At 64.6% G+C, this 24,005-nt stretch carries 22 protein-coding genes and 2 tRNA genes; 10 read left to right on the forward strand and 14 right to left on the reverse strand.

The window, feature by feature from the left end:
- Positions 1-133: 133 nt before the first annotated feature.
- A complete protein-coding gene (locus ACFC0O_RS08035; RefSeq protein ID WP_375954816.1) occupies positions 134-634 on the forward strand; it encodes a PPOX class F420-dependent oxidoreductase in 501 nt (166 codons plus the stop codon).
- Between the two features lie 58 nt (positions 635-692).
- Here the strand turns inward: ACFC0O_RS08035 and ACFC0O_RS08040 are convergent.
- The 4 genes from ACFC0O_RS08040 to ACFC0O_RS08055 all read right to left on the reverse strand — a co-directional run bounded on the left by ACFC0O_RS08040 (position 693) and on the right by ACFC0O_RS08055 (position 3,325).
- Positions 693-765 (reverse strand) — tRNA-Glu (locus ACFC0O_RS08040).
- 75 nt (positions 766-840) lie between these two features.
- A tRNA-Gln gene (locus ACFC0O_RS08045) sits at positions 841-912 on the reverse strand.
- A 165-nt stretch (positions 913-1,077) separates the two neighbouring features.
- Positions 1,078-2,538, reverse strand: coding sequence for a glutamate--tRNA ligase (gene gltX / locus ACFC0O_RS08050; RefSeq protein WP_375954817.1), 1,461 nt, complete (start codon positions 2,536-2,538; stop codon positions 1,078-1,080).
- A gap of 13 nt (positions 2,539-2,551) precedes the next feature.
- Positions 2,552-3,325, reverse strand: coding sequence for a fumarylacetoacetate hydrolase family protein (locus ACFC0O_RS08055; RefSeq protein WP_375954820.1), 774 nt, complete (start codon positions 3,323-3,325; stop codon positions 2,552-2,554).
- A 325-nt stretch (positions 3,326-3,650) separates the two neighbouring features.
- On the opposite strand from ACFC0O_RS08055, the gene ACFC0O_RS08060 reads away from it, so the two are divergent.
- On the forward strand, positions 3,651-4,829 hold the full coding sequence (locus ACFC0O_RS08060; RefSeq protein ID WP_375954822.1) for an MFS transporter: 1,179 nt from the start codon (positions 3,651-3,653) through the stop codon (positions 4,827-4,829).
- Between the two features lie 270 nt (positions 4,830-5,099).
- Here ACFC0O_RS08060 and ACFC0O_RS08065 read toward each other — a convergent pair whose 3' ends face one another.
- Positions 5,100-6,107 carry a 3-isopropylmalate dehydrogenase gene (locus tag ACFC0O_RS08065; RefSeq protein WP_375954823.1) on the reverse strand — a complete coding sequence of 336 codons (1,008 nt, stop codon included), beginning with the start codon at positions 6,105-6,107 and terminating at the stop codon, positions 5,100-5,102.
- Positions 6,108-6,369: 262 nt separating this feature from the next.
- The gene (gene serA / locus ACFC0O_RS08070) at positions 6,370-7,968 is read right to left on the reverse strand and encodes a phosphoglycerate dehydrogenase (RefSeq protein ID WP_364630354.1); all 1,599 of its coding nucleotides are present in this window, start codon (positions 7,966-7,968) and stop codon (positions 6,370-6,372) included.
- A 210-nt stretch (positions 7,969-8,178) separates the two neighbouring features.
- Between serA and ACFC0O_RS08075 the strand changes: the two genes are divergently transcribed.
- Positions 8,179-9,294 carry an alkaline phosphatase family protein gene (locus ACFC0O_RS08075; protein ID WP_375954826.1) on the forward strand — a complete coding sequence of 372 codons (1,116 nt, stop codon included), beginning with the start codon at positions 8,179-8,181 and terminating at the stop codon, positions 9,292-9,294.
- Between the two features lie 51 nt (positions 9,295-9,345).
- Here ACFC0O_RS08075 and ACFC0O_RS08080 read toward each other — a convergent pair whose 3' ends face one another.
- The 5 genes from ACFC0O_RS08080 to ACFC0O_RS08100 all read right to left on the reverse strand — a co-directional run bounded on the left by ACFC0O_RS08080 (position 9,346) and on the right by ACFC0O_RS08100 (position 15,140).
- Positions 9,346-9,762: a globin domain-containing protein gene (locus ACFC0O_RS08080; protein WP_364630348.1), complete on the reverse strand. Its 417-nt coding sequence runs from the start codon at positions 9,760-9,762 to the stop codon at positions 9,346-9,348.
- Between the two features lie 43 nt (positions 9,763-9,805).
- Positions 9,806-10,525 carry a DivIVA domain-containing protein gene (locus ACFC0O_RS08085; protein WP_375954828.1) on the reverse strand — a complete coding sequence of 240 codons (720 nt, stop codon included), beginning with the start codon at positions 10,523-10,525 and terminating at the stop codon, positions 9,806-9,808.
- A complete protein-coding gene (locus ACFC0O_RS08090; protein ID WP_375954829.1) occupies positions 10,516-11,703 on the reverse strand; it encodes a globin domain-containing protein in 1,188 nt (395 codons plus the stop codon). The genes ACFC0O_RS08085 and ACFC0O_RS08090 overlap by 10 nt, the downstream gene beginning before the upstream one ends.
- Positions 11,704-12,649: 946 nt before the next feature.
- Positions 12,650-12,865 (reverse strand): cold-shock protein, encoded by a 216-nt coding sequence (locus tag ACFC0O_RS08095; protein WP_375954831.1) that lies wholly within the window; start codon positions 12,863-12,865, stop codon positions 12,650-12,652.
- A 244-nt stretch (positions 12,866-13,109) separates the two neighbouring features.
- Complete coding sequence (locus ACFC0O_RS08100; RefSeq protein WP_375954832.1) at positions 13,110-15,140, reverse strand: ATP-binding protein; 2,031 nt, start codon at positions 15,138-15,140, stop codon at positions 13,110-13,112.
- Positions 15,141-15,425: 285 nt separating this feature from the next.
- On the opposite strand from ACFC0O_RS08100, the gene ACFC0O_RS08105 reads away from it, so the two are divergent.
- Together ACFC0O_RS08105 and ACFC0O_RS08110 are read left to right on the forward strand one after the other, a co-directional pair.
- Entirely contained in the window at positions 15,426-16,076 is a 651-nt protein-coding gene (locus ACFC0O_RS08105) for a dihydrofolate reductase family protein (protein WP_375954834.1), read from the forward strand.
- A gap of 73 nt (positions 16,077-16,149) precedes the next feature.
- Entirely contained in the window at positions 16,150-17,262 is a 1,113-nt protein-coding gene (locus tag ACFC0O_RS08110; protein ID WP_375954836.1) for an MBL fold metallo-hydrolase, read from the forward strand.
- On the opposite strand, the gene ACFC0O_RS08115 is transcribed toward ACFC0O_RS08110, so the two are convergent.
- The gene (locus tag ACFC0O_RS08115) at positions 17,263-17,769 is read right to left on the reverse strand and encodes a GNAT family N-acetyltransferase (protein ID WP_375954838.1); all 507 of its coding nucleotides are present in this window, start codon (positions 17,767-17,769) and stop codon (positions 17,263-17,265) included. It abuts the gene before it with no gap.
- 81 nt (positions 17,770-17,850) lie between these two features.
- The gene (locus tag ACFC0O_RS08120) at positions 17,851-18,306 is read right to left on the reverse strand and encodes a helix-turn-helix domain-containing protein (protein ID WP_364630324.1); all 456 of its coding nucleotides are present in this window, start codon (positions 18,304-18,306) and stop codon (positions 17,851-17,853) included.
- 80 nt (positions 18,307-18,386) lie between these two features.
- Between ACFC0O_RS08120 and ACFC0O_RS08125 the strand changes: the two genes are divergently transcribed.
- The 4 genes from ACFC0O_RS08125 to ACFC0O_RS08140 are packed head-to-tail and all read left to right on the forward strand — an operon-like array spanning position 18,387 to position 21,750.
- Entirely contained in the window at positions 18,387-19,064 is a 678-nt protein-coding gene (locus ACFC0O_RS08125; RefSeq protein ID WP_375954840.1) for a nitroreductase, read from the forward strand.
- 40 nt (positions 19,065-19,104) lie between these two features.
- Positions 19,105-19,686, forward strand: a complete 582-nt coding sequence (locus ACFC0O_RS08130) for a TetR/AcrR family transcriptional regulator (RefSeq protein WP_375954842.1) — start codon at positions 19,105-19,107, stop codon at positions 19,684-19,686.
- 8 nt (positions 19,687-19,694) lie between these two features.
- Complete coding sequence (locus tag ACFC0O_RS08135) at positions 19,695-20,606, forward strand: oxygenase MpaB family protein (protein WP_375954844.1); 912 nt, start codon at positions 19,695-19,697, stop codon at positions 20,604-20,606.
- Positions 20,607-20,637: 31 nt separating this feature from the next.
- On the forward strand, positions 20,638-21,750 hold the full coding sequence (locus ACFC0O_RS08140; RefSeq protein WP_375954846.1) for a Shedu immune nuclease family protein: 1,113 nt from the start codon (positions 20,638-20,640) through the stop codon (positions 21,748-21,750).
- A gap of 47 nt (positions 21,751-21,797) precedes the next feature.
- Here ACFC0O_RS08140 and ACFC0O_RS08145 read toward each other — a convergent pair whose 3' ends face one another.
- Positions 21,798-22,469 carry a GIY-YIG nuclease family protein gene (locus tag ACFC0O_RS08145; RefSeq protein WP_375954848.1) on the reverse strand — a complete coding sequence of 224 codons (672 nt, stop codon included), beginning with the start codon at positions 22,467-22,469 and terminating at the stop codon, positions 21,798-21,800.
- Between the two features lie 236 nt (positions 22,470-22,705).
- Here ACFC0O_RS08145 and ACFC0O_RS08150 point away from each other — a divergent pair, with 236 nt between their 5' ends.
- Complete coding sequence (locus tag ACFC0O_RS08150; protein ID WP_375954850.1) at positions 22,706-23,998, forward strand: DNA cytosine methyltransferase; 1,293 nt, start codon at positions 22,706-22,708, stop codon at positions 23,996-23,998.
- Positions 23,999-24,005: the final 7 nt, after the last annotated feature.

Here is a 24,005-nt window from a genome sequence, read left to right on the forward strand (position 1 = left end):
AGCCGTTTTCACGCCCCCGCCGGGAATCCGGTGGGGGCGTCGGCGTTTTCGGGCCGCAGCGGGACGATCAGCGCATCCGATACCGGACGGTCCGGTGTGACCCGCCTCATACGCCGTAAATTACAGTCGGCCGATGGGAGTTAATCAACGCGCTCAGATCACGATGTCCGACCCGGAGATCGCGGAATTCCTGCGGCGCAGCCGAATCGCCAACCTCGCCACGCTCGGTCCCGCGGGCACCCCGCACCTGACCGCCATGTGGTACGGCCTGATCAACGGCGAAATCTGGTTCGAGACCAAGGCGAAATCGCAGAAGGCGGTGAATCTGCGCCGCGATCCGCGGGTGACCGTGCTGCTCGAGGCCGGGGACACCTACGACCAGTTGCGCGGGGTGTCCATCGAGGGCCGCGCCGAGATCATCGATGACGCCGACGCACTGTTCCAGGTGGGAATCAGTGTGTGGGAGCGGTACACCGGGCCGTACAGCGAAGAGATGAAGCCGTTCGTGGAGCAGATGCTGAACAAGCGCATCGCGATTCGCATCGTGCCCGAGCGAGTGCGCAGCTGGGATCACCGGAAACTGGGACTTCCCGCAATGCCGTTGGGTGGCAGCACCCTCACCGATCAGGATTGAGCAGGGCGTATGTGAAAAGCGAAGGCCCCCAGCCGATTGGCTGGGGGCCTTTACTTTGTAGTCCCGACGGGATTTGAACCCGCGCTACCGCCTTGAGAGGGCGGCGTCCTAGGCCGCTAGACGACGGGACCAGGAGTGCTGTCGATTTCTCGGTGGCCGGACCACCGAATCTCCAGCATTTCGAAAGCTTCGAAAAGCTCTCGGAGCTGGGGTACCAGGACTCGAACCTAGAATGGCTGAACCAGAATCAGCTGTGTTGCCAATTACACCATACCCCATTGACCTGGGCTTTCAGGTTGCTCCCAGTGGGAACTCCCTGACCGCTTCCGGCCGAGAAGAAGATTAGCAGCACCTGCCGGGTTATATACAAATCGGCTGGTCAGAGGCCGGTTTTCGAACTGTTCGAGCGTTGTTCACCGGCACTCTGCCAACCCTGCTCCCGCTTAGCCCGCGTTCGCGGCGCGCAACCGGCGCAGCGACTCCTCACGGCCCAGCAGTTCCATCGACTCGTACAGCGGCGGGCTGATGTGCGATCCGGTCAGCGCGACGCGCACGGGGGTGAACGCCTTACGCGGTTTGAGACCCAACTCGTCGACGAGCGCGGTCTTGAGCGCTTCCCCGAGTGCGTCCGCATTCCATTCCGAAACACCGTCCACTGCCGCGATAGCCGCCTGTAATACCGGAACGGCATCGGCGCCGAGATTCTTTTCCCGTGCGGCCGGATCGATCACGAAATCTTCGGAGGGGACGAACAAGAACTCCAGCAGACCCCACGCATCACCCAGAACCACGATGCGGGTCTGCACCAAATCTGCGGCCGCAAGGAAGAGCTTCTCGTCGATCTCCGCGCCGATATGACCGTGTTCGGTCAGATACTCGCGGAGCCGGTGAGCGAAATCACCCGGCTCCAGCAACCGAATATGTTCGGCGTTCAGAGCGTCGGCCTTCTTCTGATCGAAACGGGCCGGATTCGAATTTACTTTCGATATATCGAACGCGGCGACCATGTCGGCCATGGAGAAGACGTCATGATCATCGGCGATGCTCCAGCCGAGCAGCGCCAGATAATTCAGCAAACCCTCGGGAATGAAGCCGCGGTCGCGGTGATGGAAGAGATTCGACTCCGGATCCCGCTTGGACAGCTTCTTGTTGCCCTGGCCCATGACGAACGGCAGATGCCCGAACTCCGGAGTGCGCTCGGCGACGCCGATCCGAATCATGGACTCATAGAGCGCCAGCTGCCGGGGCGTGGAAGACAAAAGATCCTCGCCGCGCAAAACATGGGTGATCTTCATAAGCGCGTCGTCGACGGGATTGACCAGCGTATAGAGCGGATCGCCATTACCGCGGGTGAGCGCGAAGTCCGGCACCACACCGGCCCGGAAGGTGGTCTCACCGCGCACCAGATCGTTCCAGGACAGATCGTGGTCGGGCATCCGCAGCCGGATCACCGCGGGACGGCCCTCGGCCCGGTACGCCGCGATCTGCTCATCGGTGAGGTCGCGGTCGAAGTTGTCGTAACCCAGTTTGGGGTCGCGGCCGGCGGCCCTGTGCCGGGCCTCGACTTCCTCAGGGGTGGAGAAGGATTCGTAGGCCTCCCCCGCCTCCACCAGCCGCCGCACCACATCGAGATGAAGGTCACGGCGCTGGGACTGCCGGTACGGCTCGTACGGACCGCCGACCTCCGGACCCTCGTCCCAGGTGAGGCCGAGCCAGCGCAGCGCGTCCAGGATGGCCCGGTAGGAGTCCTCGGAATCCCGTGCGGCGTCGGTGTCTTCGATGCGGAAGACGAATTTGCCGCCGGTGTGGCGGGCGTAGGCCCAGTTGAACAGCGCGGTGCGGACCAGGCCGACATGCGGTGTGCCGGTGGGAGACGGGCAGAATCGGACCCGAACGTCAGTCATGTCTCTCTCTCGATCAGCGTTTGGCGGCAACGGGATTGGTGAGGGTGCCGATGCCTTCGATGGTCACCGACACGCTCTGACCGGCCTGCAGGGGGCCGACACCGGCGGGAGTGCCGGTCAGGATGACATCGCCGGGCAGCAGCGTCATCACGGTGGTGATCCACTCGATCATCTTCGGAATATCGTGCAGCAGAAGTGAAGTGCGACTGCGTTGCTTCACCTCGCCGTCGAGCTCGGTGCTGATCTCCAGATCCGAAGGGTCCAGCGAGGTCTCGATCCACGGGCCGAGCGGGCAGAAGGTGTCGTAACCCTTGGCGCGGGTCCACTGACCGTCGTGCTTCTGCTGATCGCGCGCGGTGACGTCATTGGCGATGGTGTAGCCCAGAATCACCTGATACGCCTGGGCGGCGGGCACATCCTTGCAGGGGCGGCCGATGACGATGGCCAGTTCGCCCTCGTAATCCACCTGAGAGGAGCTGGGCGGCAACACAATCGGCACGTTCGGGCCGATGATGGAGGTGTTCGGCTTCATGAAGATGACCGGGTCGGCCGGTGCGGGACCGCCCATTTCGGCCGCGTGGTCGGCGTAGTTCTTACCGATGCAGATCACCTTGCTGGCCAGAATCGGCGCCAGCAGGCGGACATCGGCGAGCGGCCAGCTGCGGCCGGTGAACGTCGGGTTGCCGAACGGATGTTCGGCGATCTCACGGGCCACGGCGCTCGGGCCGTCTCCTTCGATGCTTACGAAAGCGACCCCATCTGGGCTGGCAACTCGACCTAGGCGCATGTTTCGCATCCTATCGACCGGCTTCCACCTGCCCTAATGCACCCGACCGGCGAGAGCGGGGGCGATCGGGGCGGGTGGCCGGGGTGCGGGCGCGGGACCCGCTGAGAGGCTGCGGCATGCCCGCCCGCATCGGGTCACCGGAAATGTGGAAAGCCCTTGTACGCAAGACAACTCGATGCCCCGGCACGGTTCCCCGGACCGCCCCGAGGGGTGTGAGCAAATAGACAGCATGCCACTGAAATAGCCAAATGCCCCAGGTGTATCGTAAGGTCCGATGTTCACAGAGTAAGACATCAGTTCCACATAGTGAGATAGAGGTGCGGACATGACCACCGTGACACAGATCGGATCGGCCCGACGGTGGAGCATGCTGGCCCTCGGCGTCTTCGCGCAGAGCGCCAGCGCGGTGTTCGTGAATGGCACCCCGTTCCTGCTGCCCGCCCTGACCGATCGCGGATTGTCGCTGGCCACGGCCGGTCTGCTGGTCGCCATGCCGGTCATCGGACTGGTCTGCACACTGATCGCGTGGGGCTATGTGGTGGACCGGATCGGTGAGCACAAGGTGCTGGTGGCCGGTCCCGCGCTGATGTTCGTCGCGGGCGTCGCCGCGGCGACCGTCACCAACTACATCGCGCTGGGCGCACTGCTGTTCATCGGCGGCGTCGGCGCGGCGAGTACCAACGGCGCCAGCGGGCGCGTCATCGTGGGCTGGTTCCCGCCGGATAAACGCGGACTGGCCATGGGAATTCGGCAAACTGCACAACCGCTGGGCGTCGGCATCGGGGCGCTGAGCATTCCGGCCATCGCTGCGGCACATGGCTTCTCGACCGCCATCCTGGTGCCCGCGCTGATGGCCGGCGCGGCCGCGATCGCCTGCCTGGTCGGCATCATCGATCCGCCGCGCCCCCAATCCACCGGTGACACAGGGCGTCCCGTCAATCCCTATCGGGGCGATTCCACCCTGTGGCGCATTCACGCGGTATCGGTGCTGCTGTGTGTCCCGCAGGGCACGCTGTGGACCTTCGCACTGCTGTGGCTGCACCGCGATGTCGGCTGGTCACTGGCGGCGGCGGGGGTGCTGGTCACGATCACCCAAATCCTGGGCGCGGGAGGGCGAATCGGCGCGGGCGTCTGGTCCGACCGGGTCGCGAGCCGGTTGGGCCCGCTGCGCACGGTCGCCATCGCGGCGGCAATCTCCATGGCCGCGTTGGCCTTCGCGGCCTGGGCGCAGTGGTGGTGGGCGGCGATTCCGATTCTGGTCGCGGCCTCGGTCATCACCGTCACCGATAACGGACTGGCCTTCACCGCGGTGGCCGAGATCGCGGGACCGTACTGGTCCGGGCGGGGGCTGGGTATTCAGAACACCGGTCAGAATCTGGCCGTGGCGGCGGTCGCGCCCGGCTTCGGCGCGTTGATCACGGCGGCCGGATTCCCGATCGTCTACGCGCTGGCGGCGGTGGTCGCGGCGGTCGCAGTCCCGTTGGTGCCCAGGGCTTCCCGTTGATCTTTCAACCTCGGACGCGCTGACCGCTGATCTCCCGCAAATCCGGAAGGGCTGCCCCCGTTACGTTTTCGCATCCGAATGCATGAATGCGATATGTCTCACTGCCCCACCAGGTTTCAATTCCGGACACCCGAATTGCCGCGAAACGGAGCTTACTCGCCGGTAAACACCTGTGCGACTCAGGGATTCGGAACTCGAACGGCCCCGCCCCGGGAATCCGGGAGCGGGGCCGTTCGGCGTTTCGGGGTCGAATCGAGCCGCGGCGTCCGATCAGACGGCGGCGGCGATCCGATCGCCGACCTCGACGGTGGAGGCCGGACCGGTGCGGACCGACAGATCCTTGGCGACGGCGGCCTCGATGCGCGCGGCCTCCTCGGTCTTGCCGAGATGGTTGAGCAGCAACGACACCGAGAGAATCGCGGCGGTCGGATCGGCCTTGGACTGGCCCGCGATATCGGGCGCGGAGCCGTGCACGGGCTCGAACATGGACGGGTTGGTGCCGGAGGCGTCGATATTGCCCGACGCCGCCAGGCCGATACCGCCGGAGACCGCGGCCGCGAGGTCGGTGATGATGTCGCCGAACAGGTTGTCGGTGACGATCACGTCGAAGCGGCCCGGATCGGTGACCATATGAATGGTCGCGGCATCGATGTGCTGGTAGGCGGTTTCGATATCCGGGTACTCCGCGCCGACCTCGGCGACGGTCCGGGTCCACAGCGAACCGGCGTACGCGAGCACATTGTTCTTGTGCACCAGGGTCAGATGCTTGCGACGCGCCCGCGCGGCCTCGAAGGCGTAGCGCACCACGCGCTCGACACCGAAACGGGTGTTGGTGGAAACCTCGGTCGCGACCTCGTGCGGGGTGTTCACCCGGATCGCGCCGCCGGTACCGGTGTACGGACCCTCGGTGCCCTCGCGGACCACGACGAAATCGATCTCCGGATTACCGCTCAACGGGCTGGTGACGCCCGGGTACAGCTTGGACGGGCGCAGGTTCACGTGGTGATCGAGCTCGAACCGGGTGCGCAGCAGCAGTCCGCGCTCGAGCAGTCCGCTCTGCACGGACGGATCGCCGATCGCGCCGAGCAGGATCGCGTCGTGCTGCTTCAGCTCCGGGATCACATTGTCGGGCAGGATCTCCCCGGTCGCATGGAACCGCTTCGCGCCCAGATCGTATTCGGTCTTCTCGACACCGGGCACCACCACATCGAGCACCTTGAGTGCCTCGGCGATGACCTCGGGACCGATTCCGTCGCCCGGGATGACAGCGAGTTTCATGTAAACAATGCTCCGTTCGGATATAAGCGCCCGTGAACAGTCGCCACGATAGCGGGTGCCTTGCGCACCCCTGTCACCAGGGCGAACCGCTCCCACACACTGGGACGAGCGCATTCCGTCCGCGGATCTCCGGGCAGCCGCGGACGCGGTCGAGGCCGGACAGGCGCGGCTGCGCAAGCGTCCGCCGATACGCGCCGAGCCCCTTCCATGTATATGGAAGGGGCTCGGCGGCAATTGCTTTCGGGCATTACGCCCGGTCCACTCAGTCCAGGTTGACCTGGGCGACCTTGGCCGCGCCGACGGCCTCGGCGATCGCGGACTGCACCTCGGCCGGAACCTCGGTGTTGACGCGCAGGACGACGGTGGCGCCGTCCTGGTCCAGGTCCTGGGTGAGCTGGGCGGCCAGGATGTCGATACCGGCTTCGCCGAGCTTGGTGGCCAGGCGGCCGAGCTGACCCGGCTTGTCCTCGTACGCCAGCACGGCGACGTTCAGGCCCTCGGCGCGCATATCGTAGTTGCGGCCGTTGATGTTGACGATCTTCTGGACCTGGTGCGGCTCGGTCAGGGTGCCGGCCACGTTCAGGGTGCTGCCATCGCCGAAGACGGCGCGCAGGTCCACCAGGCTGCGGTGGGTGGGGCTCTCCGACACGGTGGTGACGGTGGCCTCGAGGCCGCGTTCCTTGGCCAGCGCCGGGGCGTTGACGAAGGTGACCGAATCCTCGATGAGGGCGGAGAAGACGCCGCGCAGAGCCGAAAGCTCCAGCACCGCAACATCACTCGCGCTCAGCTCACCGCGGACCTGGACCTCCAGGCTGACCGGGAGCTCCGAGGACAGCGCACCGAGCAGGGCGCCCTGCTTGCGAACGATCTCCAGCCACGGGGCGACCTCTTCGGAGACCGAACCACCGGTGACATTGACCGCGCCGGGGACGAACTCACCGGCGAGGGCGAGCTTGACCGACTTGGCCACATCGGTGCCCGCGCGATCCTGCGCCTCGGCGGTGGAAGCGCCCAGGTGCGGGGTGACCACGACCTGCGGCAGCTCGAAAAGCGGGCTGTCGGTGCAGGGTTCGGTCTCGAACACGTCCAGACCGGCGGCGCGCACGTGACCCGACTTGATCGCGTCGGCCAGGGCCTGCTCATCGATCAGACCGCCGCGGGCGGCGTTGACGATGATGACGCCCTTCTTGGTCTTGGCCAGGGTCTCGCTGTTCAGCATGCCCTTGGTCTCGGGGGTCTTGGGCAGGTGAATGGAGATGAAGTCGGCGCGCTCGAGCACCTCGTCCAGGGTCAGCAGTTCGATGCCGAGCTGGGCGGCGCGGGCCGGCGAGGTGTAGGGGTCGTACGCGACGATCTTGGTCTCGAAGGCGGCGAGGCGCTGCGCGAACAGCTGGCCGATGCGGCCCAGGCCGATGACGCCGACGGTCTTGCCCAGGATCTCGACACCGTTGAACTTGCTGCGCTGCCAGGTGTGCTCACGCAGCGTGGCATCGGCGGCCGGGATCTGGCGCGCGGCCGAAAGCAGCAGCGTCACAGCGTGTTCGGCGGCGGTGTGGATATTCGAGGTGGGCGCGTTGACGACCATGACACCGCGTTCGGTGGCGGCCGGCACATCGACGTTGTCGAGGCCGACGCCCGCGCGGGCGACGATCTTCAGGTTCTTACCGGCCTCGAGGACCTCGGCGTCGACGGTGGTCGCGGAGCGGACCAGCAGCGCGTCGGCCTCCGGGACGGCGGCGAGCAGCTCGGGCCGGTTGGGGCCGTCGACCCAGCGAACCTCGACGGCGTCACCGAGTGCGTCGACGGTCGACTGGGCGAGCTTGTCGGCGATCAGAACTACAGGACGGCCTGCTTGGCTCACTGTGGGGTACTCCTGCGGGAAAGGGATCCGGGATTTACGGGCGCTAGCTTAGTGGTCCGGTTTTGATCTCGGATTACCGCCCGGTAGACGCGTGCCATCACATCGGTGACGTGCGCTTTTTCCCGATCACCGGAACTCTCGTGGTCAATTGTCCAGTTTTTGCCCCGCGAACGCGCACGACCCACTAGGTTGCGCGGCATGGCCCGAAGGTTGACTCACACATCTTCCACATTTCCCCGCCCCGCCCGGCGCGCACTCGCCGCCGCGGCGTTGAGCACCCTGCCGCTCGCGGCCGCGGTCCCGGCGACCGCCGCGCCCACGGTGAACAAGGTCGTGGTCATCGGCATCGACGGCACGCTGTACAGCGAGGTGCTCGCCGCCAACGCGCCGAACCTCGGCCTGCTGGCCGCGCAGGGCACGCTGGCGCGCACCTCGATCGCACCGCACACCACCATGTCGTGCGTCTCCTGGGCGACCGCGCTGACCGGGGTGTGGGATAACAAACACGGCATCAAGGACAACGACGCCACCTGTAACCCAACGCCTTTCGCGCAGTACCCGACCGTTTTCACCCAGCTCGAACAGGCCCGGCCGAATCTGACGACCGAATCACTGGGCACCTGGGACAAGATCGGCATGATCGCCCGCACCGGAAATCCGCCCGCGGACAAGGTTTCCGTGACGCAGATCGATCCGACCGGCGCGGGAGTCTGTGAGACGACGGCGGATTCGAACGCGGCGGCCAAGGTCGTATCGGCGGTCACCGATGACGGCGCCGATCTGGTGTTCACGCATCTGGATCAGGTCGATATCACCGGGCATACGCTGCGCGGGATCTGGCCGCAGGCGTATCGGGACGCGATTCAACGGGCGGACGCGCTGGTCGGAAAGATCACCCGGGCGGTGGACGCACGCGCGGCCTCGCATGCCAACGAGCGCTGGACGATTCTGGTCACCACCGATCACGGGCATAAGCCCGAGGGTGGACACGGCGGCCAAAGCGCCTATGAGACAGCCAGTTTCGTGATCGCGCGCGGCCCGGACTTCGCGGGCGGCGCACAGAACAACGGGTACACCCTGGCCGATATCACCCCGACGGTGCTGGATCTGCTCGGCGTGCCCGCGCCATCGAACCTGGACGGCCGGTCGATGCGGGACGGCGGTTCCGGGAATCCGGCCGCGCCGGTGCCGAATACGCCCGCCATCGATTCCGGCGCGACGGGTTCGTCCTCCGGCTCGGCCGAGGCGGCCATGGTGAACAACCCGCTGTGCATCCTGGGCAGCGGCTCGGGTAGTGGATCCGCGAGCGGATCATTCAGTAAGTAAGGAGCCCGAGAGCCGGTCTCGGATACGAATTCGAGACCGGCGCAACGGATATCAGGCGGTGGCGGCGGCCGGTTCCGCCGCGGCGGAGATCATGATCTCGGCCACCGCGCCGTAGGCGGCGGTCCAGGTGGCGGCGAGCTCCGGCGTCCACTGCTCGCCGAGGAAGTACTCGAGGGTCGCGAGCAGCGAGGCCCCCGCTACCGGGTAGTGGTCCGCGATCACGCCGAGCTTGCCGTGCTGCCGACCCAGCTGCTGTACGAATGACGGGTCGGCGGCGAGGGTTTCGACATTGGTGACGATCCGGCCGAGACCGTTCAGAAAGCGCGTGCGCTGTTCGCCCATATCGTCGGGGAACATGCCGCGCACCTCGGGATGCGATTTGAAGAGGTGGTCGTAGAAGTATTCGACCGCTTCGGGACCGGCGGCGCCGACCTGAACCCAACTCGACTGCAATGCTTCGATATTCACTGTGGTTCCCCCACTTCTCTTTCCTGCGTTGATGATTCGATACTCAGTTGTCCGAAGGCTGCCATGATCCGGTGACCGGCAGATCACGCGAACGTGAAGAGCCGCTGGTGATTTCCGAGCCGGGATCGGTCCCGCCGGGCATGGGGAGCAGGGCGAGCTTGTCCACCTCCACCGACAGCGTCATGATCATGGCCTGCAATTGGTTGCGCAGCAGTCCGGAGTAGGCGCGCAACTGTTCCATGGATTCCTGGTCGCCGCCGGTGGCGCGCACCCCGGATTCCCTTGCCTGATAGAGCATTTCGCGCTGCTGCTCACGCGCGACCCGCATCAGGTCGCGGGCGTGCTCCTCGGCCTGTTCCACGATCGAATCCGCGGACAATTGCGCGCGATTGAGCACGTCGACGGCCTGGGCGCTGATGCCGAGCGCGTCTTTGGCCATCTCGCCCTGGAGCCGGGAGATCTCCCAATTGGCATTGGCGAGCTGGCGCTGCATTTCGGCGAGCTCCCCGGCGGAGGCCATGGTCTGCATCTGCATTTGCAGCGCATCGCATTTCGTGGCCAACTGCCGATTCTCCCGTTGCAACCGGGCCAGTTCCTCGGAATTGCTGGTGAGCGTCAACTGCCGATTCTCGCGCGCCACCTTGGTCATGGCGCCGCGCACCTGGGTGAGGAAGAGATCGACATCGTCCGCGTCATAGCCGCGGCGTCCCAGTCGCGCACCCTTGAATCGGGCGGATTGAATGTCTTCGGGTGTCACATCCATTGGCCAACCTTGTCGAATCCGCGCTGCTGGGCGGCCTGGTCGGACGCCGCCGATTGGCCGAACGTCTCGAATCTGATTGCGTGCCGTGGCATTCCGGCGCCGGTGAGCGCGGAAACGGTGGCGGCGACCATATTCGGTGAACCGCACACCAGTGCGGTCGCGCCGCCGGTCAGATCGCGGCCGCGCGCCGCGACCGCGCCGACCGTGCCCTGTACGCCGTGGAAGCCCGGATCCTCGGAGACGACCGGGGTGTAGGTGAACCAGGGTTGTTCGGTGCGCATGGTCAGCGCCTCGTGGTCGTAGAGGTTCCAGGCGGTGCGCACACCGTGGAACAGGTGCACGCGCGGTGCGATCCCGGTGCTGTGCGCCTCATCCTCGATACCGTCCAAAACCGCTCGCAGCGGCGCCAATCCGGAGCCGCCCGCGATGAGCAGCAGATTGTCGACCGCGTTCGGCGGGATCACGAACGCCGTCCCCACCGGTGCGCCCAGCCGCAGCCGATCACCCGGCCGGACCGATCTGGCGAAGGTGGCGCTGACCTCGCCGCCGTCCACCACCTGGACGTGGATATCGAAGGTGCCGTCGGCGCGTGGCGCGTTGGCGGGTGAGTAGTAGCGCCACAGTCGCGGACGCTGCGGGATCTCGATGGCCAGGGACTGGCCCGCGGCGTACCGATACGGCTGGAGCGGTCGCACCGTGTGCACGGTGACATCGATGCTGCGCTTCTCGGTGGCGACGATTTCCGCCTCCCACCAGGCGGGCTGGCCGTCGATCTGCTCGGCCTGTTCGGCCGCGGCGATCATGATGCCCGCGACGGCCTGGTACGCGGCGGTCCAGGTCTGCGCCAATTCCTCGGTCCAGCGCGGGCCGTGGAAGTGCGCGAGGGTGGCGAGCAGGGATCCGCCCGCGGCCGGGTAGTGCGCGGCGACCGCGCCGAAGCGGCGATGGTCCCGGCCCAGCTGGGCGACGAATTCGGGATCGGCGGCCAGGGTTTCGACATTGCTGACGATGCGGCCGAGGGCGGCGAAGAAGCGGCCGCGCTGGGTGGTCATCCGGATCGGGAACATGTCCCGGACCTCGGGGTGCGCCAGGAACAGGTGTGCGTAGAAGTACTGGATCGCTTCGTCGCCGGCGCGTTCTACGAGGCGCCAGCTGGCTTTGAGGGCATCGACGTTCATCGGCCCCGCTTTCTCTTGGACGGCCGTCTGACCCCGGCCAACCTAGGGCATCGGGAGAGGGCTGTCGAAACGAGAGAAAACTTCGTTTGACCGGCTAATTATCGGCTATCACAAGCGGTTGCGATGCAGGCCACACACGGGCCGTGATGGGCATGTGATCGGTCACGAATTCGCGGGAAATGACAAAAGGCCGACCTCAGGGCTGCGAAACCCGAGGTCGGCCTTTCAGGCTTGTGTGGCGCTATTTAGCGGCCGAAGGAGCCGGTCCACAGCGTGTTCAGGATGCCATGCAGTGCGGCACCGAAGGTGTCGAACAGGCCACCCAGAGCAGCGGAACCGGTGTCGATGATAACGGGGATCATGTAAATGCCTCTCAATGAATCTCGGTTGTACTTCCGACAGCCAGCATATCGGCGGACTTTTCGCGCTCGTTACGGGGCATTAGCACGATGTGATCGGCGTCACAGGATTCGGATTGTGTGACCCGAGTCATGTTCAGATCAAATTCTCGTCTATAACGTGCCAATCACGCCCCTATTTCCATGGGCATGGGAGCTGCGAAAATGCCTGGACCAGCAGCGCTTCCGGCATCCGGCAGAGTGTCACGGGAGAGCGCCTGTGCCTGCCTCTGCCACCTTGCGGGAGAGCCGGGTATGAGAGTTGTCCGATTCCGATCGGCCAGCGGAGAGAGCGTTCTGTTCGCTGGCGCATCGCGATGACCACGCGCTATTCGATATTGCTCGAAATATGCGAGCAGCCCGATGGTTTCGCCCGACTCGCGACAGCGGAGGCGATATAGGAATCAGGTACCGTTGAATTGTGCGAACAAACGCACCCGCATCAATCGCCGACTACCACGTCAACGAAGTCGCGCGAGGCGCAAAGGAATTCACCGGACCGGCACCGGCCGATTCGGCGCATACGCCGCCGACCACCGCGGAATTACTCAGTAACCCGCCGCGATGACCCGCACGATGACCGCCTCCGGCCCCGGCTTGGTGCGGCGCACCTCGAACTCCACGCGCTGTCCCTCGGCCAGCGAACGAAAACCGTCACCCTCGACGGCGGTGTACTCCACGAACACATCCGGACCGCCGCCGTCGGGGCTGATGAATCCGAAGCCCTTCGCGCTGTCGAACCACTTGACCGTGCCGTGCAGCATTACCAAACCTTCTCGACCGTCCGGATAACAGAGTTGCGCCCCCGCGCGCGGGTCCATGGTGTCACGCGGACGTCGGCCGCACGCACGCGCCCGCGCAGGGCGTCCGACTCGTCCGGTTCGATGGTGTTGCCGCGGCCCTGTGACAGGTCCCGAAATCGCGGGCCGGACGAAAGCGATGCGACACCCACGCCATTGGAGGTGTCGCATCGCGCTGGGGGGTTGCCCGCCGAGCGGGCCGAATTCGCTAGCCAGCGCGGGCCGTGCCCTCGTCCTCCTGGCTGCCGCGCATGGCGTAGACGCGATCCAGGAAGTCGCCATGCGCGCGCAGTGTGGCGTCCAGGAGTTCGCGCCAGGTGCGGCGGTCCACCCGCTGATCGCTCATCAGCGAGGACAGCGACGCCGGGCCCAGCCGGTCGATGTGGTCGACGATGAAAGTCAGCCTGCGGCGCGGGAATTGGGCGCCGATGCGGGGATTCTCATCGAGGAAGCGATCGAGTTCGTACAGGTAGTTGACCGCGCGGTTGTACTCCTCATCGGTGAGGTGGTAGTCCATCCGCTTGATCTCCACGATCCACAATTCGCCCGAATCGTGCAGCAGCACGAAATCCGGCTCGCGTTTCGGACTGCCGATGGCGCTGGTGAGCAGCGTGGTGCCGAACTTGTGCGCGTACCAGCGTTCGAAACTGGCGCGCACGCGTTTGAGCGATTCGTTCATGCCCAGCGGCGTCCACTCGGGTGCGAGCAGCCACGGCGCGCTCTCGATGAGCTCCTGGAAGGGGCGTTCGAGTGAGCGGCGTTCGTCGATGAGCGCGCGCAGCCGATCCACCACGGCGACGCGTTCACTGGCGATCTGGCCGAGCGAATAGATTTCGGCGATGCGGGCTCGTTCGAACAGCGCCACTACGACATCGAGTTCCTGATCGGCGTCATCCGCTATCTCCTTGAGGGTTTCGAGCAGGCTGCGCTGCGGTCCGAGCGACAGCGCCAGGCGCACCATGTTCTCGATATGCGCGGGATCGTCGAGTGAGGCGCGATCCTTGTGCGCCACCAGGATTCGCGCGGCGTCGATCACCGAATCGCGGAACAGCCTGTCCCCCGGCGCGATCGACTCCAGCGTCTGGCGCAGCCGGGAGCGGTCCACGAACTCCTCCCAGACCCGGCGGCGAATGGATTTCTCGCCGATGCGGCCGATCTCCTTGATCAGCGCCTGACCCCACTGGGCCAGCGCCTCACCGCGCGGGGAGTTCCACATGATGTCCTGGCGATCGGAGCGGACCAGATCCTCCTCATCGTCGAGCCAGTCCACGTGTACCGCGCCGACCAGATAGGAGCGCAGTTTGAACTCGCCGGTGAATCCGGCGGGAATACCGAAATCCCTTGTCTGCGCGACGATTTTGCCGCGCGCGTAAATGCGCACCCCGGCCATGGCGTCATCGCGGTACGGCTGTTTCGAATAGGCGATCCAGCCGGTGACCGGCAGGAATTTATGCCCGAAGCGCACCGGCACCCGGCTCACGTCGATGCGGGTGTCCTCCATGACATCGATGGCCAGATCGCTGAGAGTGAAGCTCTCCTGCCCGATGCAATTGCGCACCTGCACCCGCCAGTCCGAGCGTTCGATACCGAAGCGCGAAGCGAGCTGGCGGCTCAGTTCGGTGCCGGTATTCACCCTCTTGCGGAAGAAGTCTCGCAGAATCACCGTGGTGCCGCGTTTGGCGGTGAAGGTGCCGTCCAGCGGACCCGGTTGCGGGTAGTAGTCGCGTTCGGTGTCCGAGAGCATATCGTCCAGATCCATCACCAGATGGGAGACGGGCCAGCCGAGCGCGCCCTCATCGCCGGAATGGCTTCCGGCGGTGATCACTTCGATGGTCCGGCAGATGCCGAACGCGGCGAGCTTGCCGATTCCCTTGCGGCCCATCACCGGTCGCCCGCGTTCGCGGGACAGGTCGGTGCCGTAGCGAACGCGCCGGTCCGAGCCGACCATCAGATAGTGCTGATTGATCTCCTCGGTGGTCATGCCATGTCCGTTGTCGGACACCACGATCTGATACGCGGGCTCATCCGCGGCGCGCACCGTCCCGGCGAGCGTGACGCCCCACGGTAGCGAGACCTCCACCTCGGTGGCGTCGGCATCGTAGGAGTTCGCGATGAGTTCGGCCAGTACGGCCGAAACCCGGTCGTAGAGCCGGATTCCGAGTTTGTCTATGGCCAGCCGGCTGATCCGCATCGTGTACTTGTGGTCGTCCAGCGCGGCCGCATGCACGTCGTTGTACATGGTGGTCCCCAATTGCCCTATCGATAGCCTTCGTTCAGCTATCCCTGATATCGATGCAACGCCACCTGATTAACAAAGGGCTGAACATTCACCTACCAGTTCGTCACGGTCATGTTCCGACATTCACCGAGGGGTAGCCCAGTGCAACGGCAAGGTCTCGGTTAACGGTTAGGTGACCGAATCGTGTTCACTTCAAAGCTTTTTCGCCAAACCGATTGCATATCGCAACCGGTTGGATCTATGCTACTAACCGATTGCAAAACACAACCAGTTATGAGGTGCGTCATGCCGAAACTTCGAGTGCACAACCTGTCGATCTCCCTCGATGGCTACGTCGCCGGGCCGGACCAAAGCCCCGACAATCCCCTGGGCGTGGGCGGAGAGGATCTGCACACCTGGATCTTCGCCACCGACTACGGTCGCGGCATGTCCGGCGCGGCGGCGACCGGTGAGGACGGCGTCGACCAGCGCTACGCCGTCGAGGGCGATGTGAACATCGGCGCGACCATCATGGGGCGCAATATGTTCGGGCCGATCCGCGGCGAATGGCCGGACCACTCCTGGACCGGTTGGTGGGGCCCGAACCCGCCCTACCACCACGACACCTTCGTCCTCACCCACCACCCGCGGCCATCGGTGGAAATGGCGGGCGGCACCGTCTTCCACTTCGTGAACGACACCCCCGAAGCGGTCCTGAAGCGCGCCTTCGACGCCGCGGGCGGCCAGGACGTGCGCCTGGGCGGCGGCTCGGCCACGGTCCGGCAGTTCCTGCGCGCGGGGCTGGTGGACGAACTGCACCTGGCCCAGGTACCGCTGCTACTCGGTGCGGGCGAACGGCTCTGGGACGGTCTGGGCACATTGCCGGGATATTCGTGCACCCGGAAGGAGTCGTCCGAAAACGTCACCCACCTGACCTTCACCAAGCAGGCCCGCTGACAAGCCGCGTGAACCCGGGCAGAATGCGGGCGACGGGGCGGGACCGGCGGCTCCGCGGGCGAGAGGACTATCGGTGGCGCGCAATCCTGAGCTGGGCAGCCTGGGCGAGTCGATTCAGCGCGGGTTGGTGACGCCGCTGCGGCGCGGCCTGGGCGCATTCGCCGAGCGCGTCAGCGCTCAGCCGATCGCCGAGCCGACGCTCGCGGAGACCATCGCGGCGCGACAGCGGTTCTTCGGGGCCGATATGGTGGACGCCGAAACCGGCGCGGTGCGCTCCGACAGGGTGGTGCTGAGCTGGTTCGGGTGCGCGAGTTTTGCTGTCGCGCTGGGCGGTTCGGTATTCCTGCTCGATGCCTGGGTGCCGCGCGGCGCGACGTCCGGATACGTGCCGACCACGCCGGCGGAGGTGGCGGCGCTGCGCCCGGCGGCGATCTTCATCGGGCATGGGCATTTCGATCATGCCGCCGATGCCGGGCCGATCGCGCAGGCCAGCGGTGCGGTGATCCACGGCACCGTCGAACATTGCGCGACCGCGCGCAAGCAGGTGAAATCTCCCGGATTCTCCTGTGTGACACTGGGTTCGAGCACCTCCCTACCGGGAGCTCGCTACGATTTCGACCTCGCACCGGGGATTTCGGTGACGGCGGTCCGGCATATACATTCCGCGCGCACCGAGCGATACGCGGGCGCGGACGCCTGCGCACCCGTCAAGCCCATCCCGCAGATCGGCGATATGCGCAGGTATCCAACGACTCTCGCCGATACCGCCCATCTCGTCCGGCGATTGACCGATCCGGAGGGCGGCGTGCTGCTGTACCAGTTCCGCACCGAGAAGTTCACGCTCACCTGGCATGACTCGTCCGGGCCGCTGCTGGACAAGGCGCCGGAGGTGCTCGAGACGCTGCGTGAGCTACCCGCGTCCGATGTCCACGTGGGTGCGGTGCAGGGGTACAACCAGTTCACCAACGGCCTGCGAGACCCGCGCAGCTATATCGAGGCGCTGCGGGCAAAGGTGTTCGTGCCCAACCATCATGACAACTGGCTGCCGTTGATCACCGCGCGCGGTTCGGCCTTCCGGGCACCGCTGGAGACCGCGCTCGCGACCATTCCCGACGGCCCGAAGCTTCGCATGCTGCTCGACCCGGACGACTACGTCACGCCCGGGGTGCTCGCCTTCGACGCGTAATCAGCTGAACCGCAACAGCATTGTGAGGCTGGTACTGCCGGCCGGGTTGGTGTGCGCGGAACTGGGCACCACGACGAATCCCAGGCGCTCGTACAGGCGCAGCGCCGGATTCTCCTGTCGCACACTCAAACTCACGCTTGCGAAGCGGGTTCGGGCGACTTCGAGCAGACCGGTCATCAGCACGGTGCCGATCCGGCCGCCGCGCTGTCCGGGCGCGACACCGATGGCCAGCTCCGGCGTTTCGTCATCCACGTATCCGTAAGCGGCATTGTCCCCGGTGAACAGCCGCAGCCACGCGGCCCCGCACGGCACCCCGTCCCGCTCCGCAATGACGCCGACATCACCCGGCGCACCCCAGCCCTCGACGTAATGCGCCAGCGATGGCACATCCCGCAGCTCCTCGGGCGAAACCCGGCCCTGCTCATGGGAATACGACGCCTCGAACAGCATCGCCCACAGGAATTTCTCGTCCGCGGCCTCAACCGGACGCACCGTCAACTCACCCATGCCGCCGACTATAGGACCGGCCGGTCACAGTGGTGCCAGATCGCCCATGCCAGCGCTGGTGGCTCACGGGAGGGCGAGCGCTCACACCTGCGCCAGCATTCCCGGTCCCGCCTCGGGCACGACATCGCGCGCGGTGAGCTCACGTTCGCAGCGATCACACGCGAGGTGCACATGCGCCTCCCCCTCGCAGTCCCGATGCCGGTAGTACACGGGCGGCCCGTCCGGGGCCATATGCGCATCGCCCCAATCCTTGAACGCCATCAGGATCGGATACACCTCGTGCCCCTTGGCGGTGAGCCGATACTCCTCGTGCACACCGACTTCCGGCTTCTGCTTCACGAGAATCCCATGCTCGACGAGCCGATCCAGCCGATCCTGCAACCGCCCCCGCGAGATCCCCAAATAGTTCTGAAACCCGTTGAACCGCCGCACCCCCGAGAACGCCGCCTTCATCACCAGCAGCGTCCACCGATCCCCCAGCACCACCAGCGACCGCGTGATCGAACAGGGCTCCTCGGCCAGCTCCTCATACCGCATCTCCCAATCCTACCCATTTGGTCCTAATATGAGACCAAGTTCAATCGGTCTCGTTTTGAGACCAAAGGAGAGGCGACCCCATGACCGAGGCGTACACCACCCTGCGCACCCTGCTCGACGACCGCTACACCTGCCGAGCCTTCCGCCCCGACCCGGTCCCCCGCGAGACCATCGAACAGGTCCTGACAGCGGCCCAGCGCACCCCGTCCTGGTGCAACACCCAGCCCTGGCAGCTGACCATCACCGACGGCGACGCCACCGACCGCTTCCGCAAGGCGTTGCTCGACCACATCAACGGCACCCCCACCGAATCCGACCTCCCCTTCCCCCCGGCCTACAACGGCGTCTACCGCGACCGCCGCCGAGAGTGCGGCGGCGCCCTCTACACCGCCGTCGGCATAGCCCGAGGCGACCACGAAGGCTCCCTCCGCCAAATGCTCCGCAACTTCGAACTTTTCGACGCCCCCCACGTAGCCATCCTCACCACCGAGGCCGACCTCGGCGTCTACGGCGCAGTCGACTGCGGCCTCTACCTCACCTCATTCCTCCTGGCCGCCCAAAGCCTCGGCATCGCCACCGCCCCACAAGCCGCCCTGGCGTCCTACTCCCCCTTCCTCCATGAGTACTTCGGCATCCCCGAGAGTCGCCAGATCATCGCGGGGGTGTCCTTCGGCTATCCCGACCCCGATCACGCCGTCAACGGATTCCGCACCACCCGTGCGGATCTCGCGAACGTGATCACCTGGCACACCAACTGATTCCGCCTCGCGATCTTCGGGACCGGGTTAACCTACACACGTGTCGGTTAACCCGGTCCGTCGCCTGAAGGGCCCAGAACGTCGTGTGCTGGTACTCGATGCCGCCCGAAACCTCTTCGCCGCCAACGGCTATGACGCGGTCTCCATGCGCGATATCGCCACCGCCGCGGGCATCACCCGCCCGGTCCTCTACGACCATTTCCCGTCGAAGAAGGATCTGGTCCTGGACCTGCTGACCACCGAAACCGAAGCCCTGCTGGCCCGCATCACCGCCGAGGTGGCCGCCGCACCCGAAGCCCGCCTCCCCCGCGCCCTGCGCGCCTACTTCACCTTCATGCTGGAGCGCCCCCTCGCGACCCGCCTGATCCTCTCTCCCACAAAGGATCCCGACATCTCCGGGGTGGTAGCGCACCTGAGCGCCCTCTCCCACCGCGGCATCCTGGCCCTACTCCCCCCACCGAACCCCCGAGCCTCCCCGCACACCCCCGAGATCGCGGCCACGATCCTCGTGTCATCCGTTGTAGCGGTGGCGAATTGGTGGCTCACCCACCCCGAGGTCCCCGTGGACGAGCTGGTCGACACCACGCTCGCCCTACTCTCCCCCGGCTTCTCCCAGAGTTAGGCACGCCCGTGTTCGACAAACTCCCCGGCTGGAACACCTCCGCTCCGCTGGGCCCGAACTCCTTGACCTGGAAGCACTTCGGCGACATCCGCTCCATGCTCATCCTCGGCCGCGCCGGCACCCTGCAGAACATGCACCCCGTCCTGAACGCCGCCCTCCAGGAACACTCCACCTTCTTCACCGACCCCATGGACCGCTTCGACCGCTCGGTAGCCCCCATCCAAGCGATGATCTACCAACCCGACCCCGAATCCCGAGCCCGCAAGGTCCGAGACTTCCACAAACCCATCAAAGGCCTTGCCCCCGAAGGCACCCGCTACCACGCCCTCGACCCCGAAGTCTTCTGGTGGACTCACGTAACCTTCTACGAATCCATCATCGCCACCCAAGAATTCTTCGGCACCCCCTTCACCGAAGCCGAAAAGGCCCAACTGATAGCCGAGGGTCTCACCTGGTGGCGCCTATACGGCATGTCCGACCGCCCAGCCTTCGGCGACTACGAAAACTACCGCGCCTACTGGCTCCACATGTGGCAGGAGGTCCTCCAATCCAACAAAACCACCACCTTCGCCGCCACCATCCACAAAGCCAAAGTCCCCACCCCACCCTTCATCCCAAAACCCCTCTGGCCCCTGATCCGCTACCCCGTCATGTCCATAGGCGTCTGGCTCTCCAACGCCACCATGCCCCCCGAAGCCCGAAACATCCTGGGCTGGACCTGGACCCGAGCAGATGCCCTAGCCTTCACCCTCTTCCGCCACACAGTCCGCACAGCCTGGACCCTCGCCCCCGAACGCCTCCGCTACATCCCCGACGCCTGGGACGGGATGCAGCAAAGCCGACTTTCCGCGAACGCACAGCGCAGTCACATGCCTTCAACACACGAACTGCCTCCGACACGCTCGGCCGATATCGGTTGACGATCGGTACAGAGAGACACACAATCGGTTCGTGGCACGAATTCGCGATCTGAGTCCGAACAAGCAGCGAATCACCGCGCACAGCCTGGACAAGAGTGTCGTTTGCGAGCACCAGGCCGTCGAGGACGCTGACGGCGCTCAGCTTCTGCATCTATCCACTTTTGGTTCCAAAGACCGTGTCTCGCACCCCAAGAGCAGCCAATCACTCCAGTTCGACGCGAAGATCGCGGCACAACTCACCCAGGTCTTCCGCGACACCTTCGGTGACGAGGAACTCGGCATCCAGACACGATGGGATCTGGCGTTTCCGACGGGCGTCACGCTCGATCCATCGATTCTCACCAACGCCTACAACAAGAATCCCGACCTTTTCAGGGAATTGATCGGAAACGACGAAGCCGCCGACGATGTCGTCGCGATGGCGCGGCGTAGAAATCAGGTCGCGTTATTCAAGGGACTCTTGACCGACCCGGATTTCTTCGCGCGGGCGGTCGAGGAAACATCCAGCGAGAGCCCAGAAGCCGTGTGGCAGAGGTTCTTCGAGGACAATGCGTGGATCTTCGGCGTATCACTGTCCGGCCAGTTTCTCACAGAGTGGAGTGATGAGAAGCTCGAACAAGTCGTCGTAGGTAACTCGATCGGCGGGGTGGGTAAACGCGCCGATGCTCTGATGCGCACTTCCGGTCGTATCAAGTCGATGGTGTTCGCGGAGATCAAGACACACCAGACGAAGCTATTGCGTAAAGACCCGTATCGCCCCGGCTGTTGGGCGCCCTCTTCCGAGGTTTCCGGAGCCGTCGCGCAGGTGCAGGGAACTATCCATCGAACCGTGGATCAGATCGGCCGCCGCTTACAGGAGAAGGCATCCGACGGTAGCGATGTTCCCGGCGACTACACCTACCTACTCCGCCCCCGCTCGTACCTGATCGTCGGCGATCTCACAAGCCTGCACGGCGAGTCCGGCGGAGTACACGAGGACAGATTCAGATCGTTCGAACTCTTTCGACGAAACCTCACGGAACCGGAAATCCTGACCTTCGACGAACTCTTGGCACGAGCCGAGTGGATGGTCAGCACCTCCGCAGTTCCGGACTCAAATGCCACCAAACTCGATAAAAGCGAAGAAGGCTTGGCGCTGTCGTGATCGAACATCCTATCAAGCAATATCGTTAATAATCCGCGCCGGCGCCGTCAAGATTGTCGCGCCACAGATGAATATTGTTTTTGCGCACTCGGATAGGGTCCCGGCTTAGGATACATGATCACATATCCAGGAAGTGCCGTAATACGCCATTCAGGGTTTGCTCGACCGAGCGCTTCACCAATCGTCTCAAAGATCCCGTCTGCCGTCCAACGACGATCAGAAATAGTTATCCTGATTTCGTTGTGAAAGTCCGCAGACTGATACCGGAAAACGTATGGCAATAATGATTTCAGCCTCTTCAGAAGCTCGGCGAGCGCGTATTCACCGACCTCGATACCGTTCACTTCAATCCCAAGATTCGCTGGATGCATCGAGTCGAAATGATCCTCCTCGAAGACTGTCTCGTCTCGATTTTTTCCGGGATCATTACTACCGAACCCGTTATAGTTCCAACGAGCAAGTCCATTACCTTTATACCGGTCGATCAGCAGACGCTCAGGAGCTACCGCGTGCAAATCTTCATCAACGTACAGGCAGGTAAAAGCCATCGAACCAACCATTAGTCGGCCTTGTAGTTTCGCTCGATGCTTCCCCAACCTCTGAGGCAATGAATTATCCGCCTTACCAACATAGACGAGAACGTCGTCTTCATATAACTGATAAACCCCTGGACGAGGCTGAAGTTCCGCAATGGACACGGCATCCAACGCCTCAGGCACTAGTCGAGTCAGTCCCTCCGCTAACTGATCGCCAAGTGCACGAGTGATACTTAGCCTGAATTCGCCACTTGCCGACATCCCGCCCACTCCCATCTCCGATCACCGACTCTGAACTGACATTACTTGAGAGGTGCGACACGCCTCATATACCCAAGAGGGCCAGGCGAGTTCAAAGATGACGAGCACACAGCGTGTCGCACGTGCGTTCGAATCGTGTCCGCGGTATGGTTTCCGCCATGTCGAAGCAGCGGCGCGCAGCCGACTCCGAGCGTACGAGCGTTGAGCTTTTCGCTGGTGGTGGTGGCTTGGCGATGGCCGTTGAGCACGCCGGTTTTCGACCTTTGCTAATGAACGAGTTCGCGAAGCGGGCGTGTGAGACGCTAGCCGCCAATTGCGCCACGCCCATCGACGAGGGACAGGAGCCCGCGATACCCGGCCGTGGCGAGCGACCGCCGCTCATCGTGGGTGACGTGCGCAAGGTGGACTTCGAGTATCTGCGGAACAGAGTCGACGTCCTGGCAGGAGGCCCACCGTGCCAACCGTTCTCGCTCGGCGGCGTCGCCAAGGGCGACGAGGACGACCGCAACGGTTTCCCGCACATGTTCCGCGCGATCCGCGAGATGCGCCCGAAGGCCGTCATCTGCGAGAACGTGCGAGGGCTTCTTCGCCCGTCATTCAAGCCGTACTTCGACTACATCAAACGAGAGTTGTCGCTGCCGTTCGAGGAGCGCGCCGAGGGATCCGACTGGCGCGATCACGACGAGATCCTGCGTCATATGGGGGATTCCGCGCGGGTCGCGACAGACGAGAGTTACGACGTCGAGCACTTCGCGGTGAACGCGGCCGACTACGGCGTGCCACAGATTCGAAATCGGGTCATTGCCATTGCCTTTCGTCGGGATCTCGGCGTCGACATGGGCCGATTCAAAGAGCTTGTTCGACCGCGGTATTCCGACCTCAGCCTGTACGAGGACATGCACAGCGGAGCTTACTGGGACAGGCACCCCGAGGTTCCCAAGGCTGTTCGAAAACGCGTCATGGAACGAATTCCCGCTCCGCAGGCGACGCTTCAGGATTCCGAGGAGGATCGACTCTTGCCGTGGCGGACACTCCGCGACGCGCTCAAGGGGATTGGCGAGGGGCAGAAGCCTCTCCCTGATGTCCCGCCGGAGCTCCTCGATCGCAAGGAGCACAATCTTGGCGGCTTCGCCGACCACATTGGTTGGCCCGACGCGCGAATCTACGCGGGGCACACTCCGAACGAGCTGGACAAGCCAGCGAAGACTGTGAAAGCGGGTGTGCACGGCGTTCCCGGTGGAGAGTCAGTGATGTTGCTGGACAACGGGACCCACCGGTACATGACTGTTCGCGAGACGGCTCGCGTTATGACTTTTCCCGATGACTGGCAGCTCGCTGGCCCTCGCGGGGAGAAGATGCGACAACTCGGCAACGCCGTCCCTGTGCTGTTGGGCGAGACCTTCGCCCGAGCGGTCGCGACCGTACTCGAAGAGGCTCAGCCGAAGAAGTAGACACGAC

The organism is Nocardia sp. NPDC056100, from assembly GCF_042266325.1.
Taxonomy (GTDB): Bacteria; Actinomycetota; Actinomycetes; order Mycobacteriales; family Mycobacteriaceae; genus Nocardia.